8 protein-coding genes and 1 pseudogene are annotated in these 7,265 nt (G+C 45.6%); 2 read left to right on the top strand and 7 right to left on the bottom strand.

Features of this window, described 5'->3' with window-relative positions; all coding sequences use genetic code 11:
- Positions 1 to 100 precede the first annotated feature (100 nt).
- A pseudogene (locus tag CWB99_RS21845) lies at positions 101 to 313 on the bottom strand (HvfA family oxazolone/thioamide-modified RiPP metallophore); the annotation flags it as partial.
- 165 nt (positions 314 to 478) lie between these two features.
- Between CWB99_RS21845 and CWB99_RS21840 the strand changes: the two are divergent.
- Together CWB99_RS21840 and CWB99_RS21835 are read left to right on the top strand one after the other, a co-directional pair.
- The gene (locus CWB99_RS21840) at positions 479 to 1,471 is read left to right on the top strand and encodes a tRNA-dihydrouridine synthase (protein ID WP_138553351.1); all 993 of its coding nucleotides are present in this window, start codon (positions 479 to 481) and stop codon (positions 1,469 to 1,471) included.
- A gap of 35 nt (positions 1,472 to 1,506) precedes the next feature.
- Positions 1,507 to 1,860, top strand: a complete 354-nt coding sequence (locus CWB99_RS21835) for a TraR/DksA C4-type zinc finger protein (RefSeq protein WP_138553350.1) — start codon at positions 1,507 to 1,509, stop codon at positions 1,858 to 1,860.
- On the opposite strand, the gene CWB99_RS21830 is transcribed toward CWB99_RS21835, so the two are convergent.
- From CWB99_RS21830 to CWB99_RS21805, 6 genes are all read right to left on the bottom strand, one after another.
- Positions 1,847 to 2,821 carry a hypothetical protein gene (locus CWB99_RS21830; protein ID WP_138553349.1) on the bottom strand — a complete coding sequence of 325 codons (975 nt, stop codon included), beginning with the start codon at positions 2,819 to 2,821 and terminating at the stop codon, positions 1,847 to 1,849. The two genes, CWB99_RS21835 and CWB99_RS21830, sit on opposite strands and share 14 nt — an antisense overlap.
- A 247-nt stretch (positions 2,822 to 3,068) precedes the next feature.
- Complete coding sequence (locus CWB99_RS21825; RefSeq protein ID WP_138553348.1) at positions 3,069 to 4,331, bottom strand: tetratricopeptide repeat protein; 1,263 nt, start codon at positions 4,329 to 4,331, stop codon at positions 3,069 to 3,071.
- 12 nt (positions 4,332 to 4,343) lie between these two features.
- Positions 4,344 to 4,958 (bottom strand): energy transducer TonB, encoded by a 615-nt coding sequence (locus CWB99_RS21820; RefSeq protein ID WP_138553382.1) that lies wholly within the window; start codon positions 4,956 to 4,958, stop codon positions 4,344 to 4,346.
- On the bottom strand, positions 4,958 to 5,362 hold the full coding sequence (locus CWB99_RS21815) for an ExbD/TolR family protein (protein WP_138553347.1): 405 nt from the start codon (positions 5,360 to 5,362) through the stop codon (positions 4,958 to 4,960). The genes CWB99_RS21820 and CWB99_RS21815 overlap by 1 nt, the downstream gene beginning before the upstream one ends.
- A 14-nt stretch (positions 5,363 to 5,376) precedes the next feature.
- Complete coding sequence (locus tag CWB99_RS21810) at positions 5,377 to 5,901, bottom strand: MotA/TolQ/ExbB proton channel family protein (protein WP_138553346.1); 525 nt, start codon at positions 5,899 to 5,901, stop codon at positions 5,377 to 5,379.
- Positions 5,901 to 7,265 carry a MotA/TolQ/ExbB proton channel family protein gene (locus tag CWB99_RS21805; RefSeq protein WP_138553345.1) on the bottom strand — a complete coding sequence of 455 codons (1,365 nt, stop codon included), beginning with the start codon at positions 7,263 to 7,265 and terminating at the stop codon, positions 5,901 to 5,903. Before CWB99_RS21805 ends, CWB99_RS21810 begins: the two co-directional genes overlap by 1 nt.

The following is a 7,265-nucleotide window of genomic DNA, read 5'->3' as shown; positions in this document are numbered from 1 at the left end:
CCCCCACCACCCCCCCCCCACCCCCCTCCCCACCCCCCCCCACATTCTTTTTTTTCATGATCCTGCTACTATCGATTTGTAATCAGCGCATGATATTCTCTTCCCTACATTTGCCTTCTTTTTTGCCTTTGGCATCACCGCCGCATTTACCTTCACCGCATTTACCTTCTCCAGCGTCTAGCTGGTAACCGGCCGTCATTTGTTCAAAGCTAAACGGATTAGCCGCGGCTTCAGGAGCACTAAATGTTGCGGCCGTCACTACAGCCGCGCCCAGTGTCATTGCAAGTGTGTTAGTTTTCTTTACTGATTTCATGTTGTTCTCTCTCAATCGGTAGCAATAAAAATGAATGATTCGCCTAGTAGACCACGGACCGAAGATATTTATTTCAGCATTTGAGAAATTTTTATCTCCATTTCCCTATTAATAAATCATCTTCTCTCGTATAGAATAGCCCGAATTTTTTCTGGTGCGGTAATAATGAAACTATTTTTAGCCCCAATGGAGGGTGTTGTCGACTTTAAAATGCGTGAGCTACTCACGGACCTGGGTGGGTTCGATATGTGTGTCACTGAGTTTATCCGTGTTGTTGATTTAACCTTACCTCGTCGCGTGTTTATCCGTTATTGCCCTGAGCTGCTCAATGGTGGCCTGACACGCGCAGGGACGCCGGTACGCATTCAATTGCTTGGTCAGGTACCCCATGCACTGGCGGCCAATGCCAGAAAAGCCGTTAAACTGGGTTCTCATGGAGTTGATCTTAACTTTGGCTGCCCTGCAAAAACAGTCAACAAGAGTAAAGGCGGGGCTGTATTGCTTAAAGAGCCAGAGCAAATCTATCAGATTATACGCGCTGTGCGTGAGGCTGTACCTCTGGAACATGAGGTCAGTGCGAAAATTCGACTCGGGTTCGATGACGATGCAAACAGCACTGAAATCGTCGACGCTGTTCAAAGCGCAGGAGCATCCAGTTTGGTGATCCATGCCCGTACCAAACGCGATGGTTATAAACCGCCAGCCTATTGGGAGAAAATCCCGCCACTTTTGAAACGACTGACTATTCCTGTGGTTGCCAATGGCGAAATCTGGCAAGTAGCAGATGCCATGCTTTGCCAGCAACGCAGTGCCTGCGACAACCTGATGTTGGGACGTGGTGCCCTGGCGACGCCGGATCTGGCTGCAAAAATTAAAGCACATGTTGAAGGGCGCGAATACCGACCGCTTGAATGGCAGGAAGTGGTCTATCATATCCTACACTCCTCTATGCATCAGGACCCTGAAGTCGGCGAAAAGTATTTCTCATCTCGCACCAAGCAGTGGCTTGGTTACTTAAAGTTACAGTACCCTCAGGCCCACACTTTATTTGAAGAAATAAAGCGCCTGAAAAGCAAAGATGACGTGGTATCTGTGCTGGATAAATACGCAAAGTCCCCAGCGCTTGATTCAAATCATAACAATGAGCCTACTGCCTAATAGATAATGGATGCTCAGAAAAGGAGAAGAGCGCCATGAATGAGAATTTAAAGAATCACTATCAGGTAAAATTGCAGACTGAACTCGACCAGATCCGGCACGAGTTCCTTGCGGATTTAAAACAAGCCAGTAATCACGCAACCGAGGCGTTGATCGATACCCTCCAGTCATCACCGCCACATGAGTGGGTTGATATCGCAACCGATCGCATCTGTCCGGGCCAGTTTCCTAATTTTGAACGCCTGGTAAAGGTTGAAGCGGCAATTTGCCAGATGGACATAGGCCAGTTTGGCTACTGCTGTGATTGTGAAAAGAAAATAGAAGACACCTTGCTAGCAGCCGATCCTGCCGCGCAAAGGTGCCTGGAATGTCTGGCTAAACAGAAATAACTGACTCTAACAACACAAAACTGGTTGCAGGATAGAAAAGGATATTCTTAAGCACGACGAAGGCCTGGTCTTCATTCAGCGCTAACCTAGATTGCAGTGCCAACAGAGCTTGTTTCTGCGACCAGGCAAAGTAATGCACACCCAAATCGACTTCCATCATAGACAACGCAACTTGGGCTTCGCCTTTTGTAAGTGTCTTTTTACACTGACTCACTGTTTGACTCAGAGAGACAAATCCATCCCTCCAGTTTAATCCGGGCACCTTGTCACAGTTTGCCAGTAATTGGTGCACGACGGGTTCATACATACCGACATTGATTTTCATTGGCGCATCATTCGTTTTACCCGCCAAAGATTGCAGCTCACCAAACAATGCTTCCGGCGCCCGAACAGAGCCGCTATAAAAATTGAGTTTGCTCTGATACCATTCTTTTCCATTAGGCAGCTGATACATTCCCAATGAGGACCTGACCCGATAGCTTTCTAGATACGCGACAAGCTCCTGCGCAGCACTTGAATGTCTGGTTACATCAGGCGTTAGGTAGTCAAGCAACTGTTGCTTTTCTACGCGGCTAAGTACAATTTTACTTTCCCGGGCCGCGTTTAACCGTAACTCAACATATTTGTACCAATCATCTAGCTGTGACGAGGTTAGCTGTTGCTGTGCGATTTTTGCAATGTTTAAATGGGCAGGCCAAGGCAGGAATCGTTCTGGGTAACGCTGTTGTATCGACAGATATTGTATTTCCTGCTGTGCCGTCTCGGTGAGACTGTCCAGATCTGCACGCGCCAACAGGTTATGCCTTTGCTCGAGATAAGGCTCTGTAAATGGTAGTTCCAGCATCTTGTCTGCCTGCTCTGAGCTACTTTGATAAGCAAACCAATTAAGCTGTTTCAGTTGTTTCGACAGATTTTCGTATGAGATCGGTACTTGTGGATCTGTACAACCGACCGCCATCATTAATGCTCCTAGCGCGGATGCTATATTACGTCGAGAGATTTTCATTTACGTTTATCCAATCTTGTTCAACTATGCGGACGTGCACCTAGCACTCAGGTCCATATGTAGTTTGAGTATATCAAAATTGATGGAAGGTTTTGTTATTTAAATCAAAGTTCTAATGTAGAAGCCTCGCGAGTGATACAAATAAGGCCACAATGTTTTGGTGGGTAATAAAAAGCAAAAAGCCCCTTTCGGGGCTTTCTAATTAAAGGCTGATGCCTTTACGCTGTGCTTTCTCTTTGATGAAAGAGGCCCAGCTGCGAGCGAATTTGCGGGTTCTAGGATCTTCCTGAGCCTTGACAATCGCATTATATGCTTGCTTATACTTTTCCTGATATAGGTAAGCTTCCGCCAGATCAGAGTAGATTGTGCCTGTTTTCTTAGAACCAAGTTCCAGTGCTTTGTTCAAACGAACAACGGCTGCACTATATTGTTGGTCCTGCAATAACAAACTACCTGCCTTACGGATTAACTCAGCATCGTCTTCAAACTTAGAAGCTTCTTCATAGTACTTAGCCGCTTCACTAATGTGTTTGGCTTGGTGGAAGTAGCTAGCGATTGCTGTGACGTTTTGCTTCGTACGCTTAACCTTTTCCTCTTTGACCGCTTTTTCCATAACTTGAGCGGCTTTCCAAGGTGTCTCGTTCAGTGAGTAGTAGCTACTCAAAATCTTGTAATGGTTTTCTTTTTCAAAATAGCCATTACGATAAGCAACTTCCATCACGGTCTGACCTTTTTTATAGTCTTCCGTTTGCATGTAGAAGGAGCCTAAACGAGTCCAAGACTCTGGATCTTCAGGGAACAGCTTAAGTAGTTCTTCAGCAACCTTAACGGCGTTACCGAACTGTTTAAGTTCAAAGTAAGAACCAATTTTAAGCATATAGAATGACTTATTTGGCTCTTCTTTGTTTAACGCAATGGCTTGATCTGCTGGCTCAATCACATCTCTGAACTTTTTGAGTTCATAGTTGGCTTGAGCGATACGACCATATACCTTCGCATCTTGTTCACCGGTAAAATCCATCCAGTCATAGTAAGCTTTCTTCGCGCCTTCGTATTGCTCTGTACCAATTAGAAGGTCACCCAACAGCTTGATCAGATCGCCATGATCTTTAAAGTTCAACACATCTGGCGCAACCGCCTGACGGATGTACTTAATCGCTGTTTGATAGTCTTCTTTTTGAGCGTACAGGTTACCCAGATAACGGTTTACCGTAGCGCGATCGAAGTCATCAGACGCGTCGATTTCTAGCAATAACGCGATTGCTTCATCGACTTTGTCTTCGTTATACAAGTCAAACGCTTTGATTACCTTTTTACCAACTCGTTCACCCATAATCTTGGTTTTGGCGTTTTTGCGCGCTTCGATCTTCGCAGGATCTGGCGCGGCAAATGCTGCGGTGCTCAACGCACCGCCAGCCAACGACATCATCAGAGCAAGAGCTGTTGCTTTAGACATTTGCTTCATATCTTACTCCTATTAACCTTGATTAAGTTTAAAGTCGAGTTGAACAGTAATACCAGGTTGTTTCTGCGGCTTACCATCAACGATTTTAGGTCTGTATTTCCACTTGCGAAGCGCACGTTTTGCTTCACGGTTGAAAATACGTTTTGGTTCAGCATCGATGATCTCAATGTCATCTACACCACCCAGCTCATTGATTGTAAAGCGAAGCTGAACCCAGCCTTCTTTACCGTCACGCGCTGCTTGAGGCGGATACTTAGGTTCGATACGAACGATAGGTGTAGCTTCACCGTCACGACCGAATTCACCAGGACCACTTAAACCACCAGCTGTGCCACCGATATCGATGCTAGGCATATTGAAGCCAATTGCACCTGCGTTCGGGTTAGCATTCTCAGGCTGAGGCGGCTGCGGCTTAGGCGGCTGCTTAGGCGGTGGAGGAGGCGGAGGCGGTACACGCTTCCTCTCCTGCACATCTGATTCAGGCGGATTCGACATAATCTCGACTATGATCTCTTCCTTCTTATTGTCAGCCCTATCCGCTCCTCCTGAGATAAGATAGGACATAAAGAAGAACAAGCCGAAGGTTACTGCCCCACCTGCAAGAAGTGAAAACAGAAATCGAATCATCACTTAGCTCCAGCTATTGAAATCTTCAAGGCGTCGTCAGTTGCCTTAATCTGATCCATTACCTTAACAACTACACCGTGTTTCGCACCTTTATCCGCCTGGATAATAACGGTCTCGGTTTGTTGCTCAGCTAACAGATTTTCAAGGTTTGCACTTACACGCTCAACATCAACCTGACGCTTGTCCATCCAAATCTCACCGTTTTCACGGATAGCGATAAAGATGTTCGCATTCTTAGTTTGTGTTGCCTGTGCAGCTTTTGGCTTTTTAACTTCAATACCGGCCTCTTTAACAAAAGAGGTGGTAACGATGAAGAAGATCAACATGATGAATACGATGTCTAGCATCGGGGTCATGTCTACTGCAGCTTCTTCTTCCTCACGAAAACGTTGTTTACGTGCCATAATAAAATCTCTCTCTAGTGATGTGGCAAGCTATCAATTAGTTTTTCTTTAGCCATCTTCGCTCTCGCTTCAAGACGACTGCTAAAGAATACACCTGACAGTGCCGCAACCATTCCAGCCATTGTTGGTATCGTTGCCATTGAGATGCCTGAGGCCATCAATCGTGGGTTACCTGTACCTTGTGTAGCCATGGTTTCGAATACCGAAATCATACCTGTCACTGTACCTAATAGACCGATTAACGGACACATTGCAACTAATGTTTTGATAATCAACATGCGCTCATCTAATTTTTCAGACGCTTCAGAAATCCATGCATCGCGGATTCTGTGTGCGTACCAAGATGTAGTATCTTGGCGGGCATCCCATCTGGCTACAATTCCCTTTTTCAATTTAGGATATTCAGCCAATAGGAACCAATAGCGCTCAATCATTAATACCCACATTAGAAAGAGTGCTATCGCGACCACGTATAAAACATCGCCGCCTGTAGCAACAAAATCCCTGATAGATTCCCACGTCTCCACCAGGACTAGCATTATGCTCTCTCCTTCTCCGCGTGAGTAGCTATGATACCCGCGCTTTGCTCATCTAGGATATGTACGATTGATTTACTACGACCTGCAACAACAGCATGCATTAGGATTAGAGGCAGTGCAGCGATTAGACCAAGAGCTGTAGTTACAAGAGCAAGAGAGATCTGATCAGCCATTAGTTTAGGGTCACCTGTACCGAATAGTGTGATTGACTCGAACGTCATGATCATACCGATTACTGTACCTAGTAGACCAAGTAGCGGTGCGATTGCAGCAAGGATCTTGATAACATTGATACCCGCTTCGATGCGCGGTGTTTCACGAAGAATCGCTTCATCAAGCTTAAGCTCAAGGTTTTCAACGTCTTGGTTCAAGTTGTCATGGTACACTTTCAAGACACGACCCAGCGGGTTATTGTCACTTGGGTTGCTAGCATTCTTGATTTGCGACTTGATCTTCGAACCAACCATCATTAGGTCAAGGAAACGAATAACAGCGATTAATGCACCTAATCCCAACAATACAGTGATGATGTAACCTACTGTGCCACCCTGGTGCCAACGTTCTTCAACAGTTGCACGCTGAGTGTTCAGACGTAGGATAGCACCACGCGTAGGGTCAATAACGAAAGGCGTGTACTGATTAGCTGGCGTGTTCAGAAGATCCGTCACTTTTGCTAATACATCTGAAGCAGGCTGCTTACCTAGAGGTACGATTTGTTTGTTCTCTGGATCGTAAACAACGTAGCCGTCTTTAGTTATCAGGTTGAAGTTACCAATACGAGTTACTTGTTTAACATTGATGTCACCGCTTAGCTCTGCTACTTCAGATTCAAAAGTAGAGATCTTGGCTGATTCAGTCATTTCAGTTTGGAAAGCAATCCAAAGTTCTTCCAGCTCGCGAGTAGTTGGTAGTTCTTTAGCTGCTGCCAGAGAACGAAGAACCTCTGAACGTCCAGGCTTTTCAGCACTGATGATTGATGCTTCGATAGAACCGATAGCTTCAGCTGCGTTACGACGTACCACACCGAACATTTCACCCAGAGTACCCTGAGCGTTAAGTAGTTCAGTTTCTTTTTCTGCTAGTGTTACTTCGTTTTGTTTGAACTGCTTGTTAAGGCGCTCACCGCGTGCTTTTTCAGCAGCTAGGTCACGCTTAGCTTTATTCAGCAAAGCTTGCTTGTCAGCACGATCTGACAGGAACTCTTGTTCGCGAGCTTTGTTAATTTTACCTTCAGAGATACGGTTCTGCTTTACCTGCTCTAGGATCTTGTCTAGAGAATCAGTGTTTGCATGTGCGTTCAACGCGCCACCAGCAGAAACTGTTAATGCTGCAGCAACGGCAAAACCTTTAAATAGTTTCTTCAT

It is taken from the genome of Pseudoalteromonas rubra (genome assembly GCF_005887095.1).
Taxonomy (GTDB): Bacteria; Pseudomonadota; Gammaproteobacteria; order Enterobacterales; family Alteromonadaceae; genus Pseudoalteromonas; species Pseudoalteromonas rubra_E.
The sequence above is the reverse complement of the archived record's forward strand: the minus strand, read 5'-3'. Positions and strand labels throughout refer to the sequence as shown.

Bases quoted from the DNA above. Each gene is read 5' to 3' on its own strand.
- CWB99_RS21840 (WP_138553351.1), top strand. From the start codon at position 479: ATGAAACTATTTTTAGCCCCAATGGAGGGTGTTGTCGACTTTAAAATG.
- CWB99_RS21835 (WP_138553350.1), top strand. From the start codon at position 1,507: ATGAATGAGAATTTAAAGAATCACTATCAGGTAAAATTGCAGACTGAA.
- CWB99_RS21830 (WP_138553349.1), bottom strand. From the start codon at position 2,821: ATGATGGCGGTCGGTTGTACAGATCCACAAGTACCGATCTCATACGAA.
- CWB99_RS21825 (WP_138553348.1), bottom strand. From the start codon at position 4,331: ATGAAGCAAATGTCTAAAGCAACAGCTCTTGCTCTGATGATGTCGTTG.
- CWB99_RS21820 (WP_138553382.1), bottom strand. From the start codon at position 4,958: ATGATTCGATTTCTGTTTTCACTTCTTGCAGGTGGGGCAGTAACCTTC.
- CWB99_RS21815 (WP_138553347.1), bottom strand. From the start codon at position 5,362: ATGGCACGTAAACAACGTTTTCGTGAGGAAGAAGAAGCTGCAGTAGAC.
- CWB99_RS21810 (WP_138553346.1), bottom strand. From the start codon at position 5,901: ATGCTAGTCCTGGTGGAGACGTGGGAATCTATCAGGGATTTTGTTGCT.
- CWB99_RS21805 (WP_138553345.1), bottom strand. From the start codon at position 7,265: ATGAAGAAACTATTTAAAGGTTTTGCCGTTGCTGCAGCATTAACAGTT.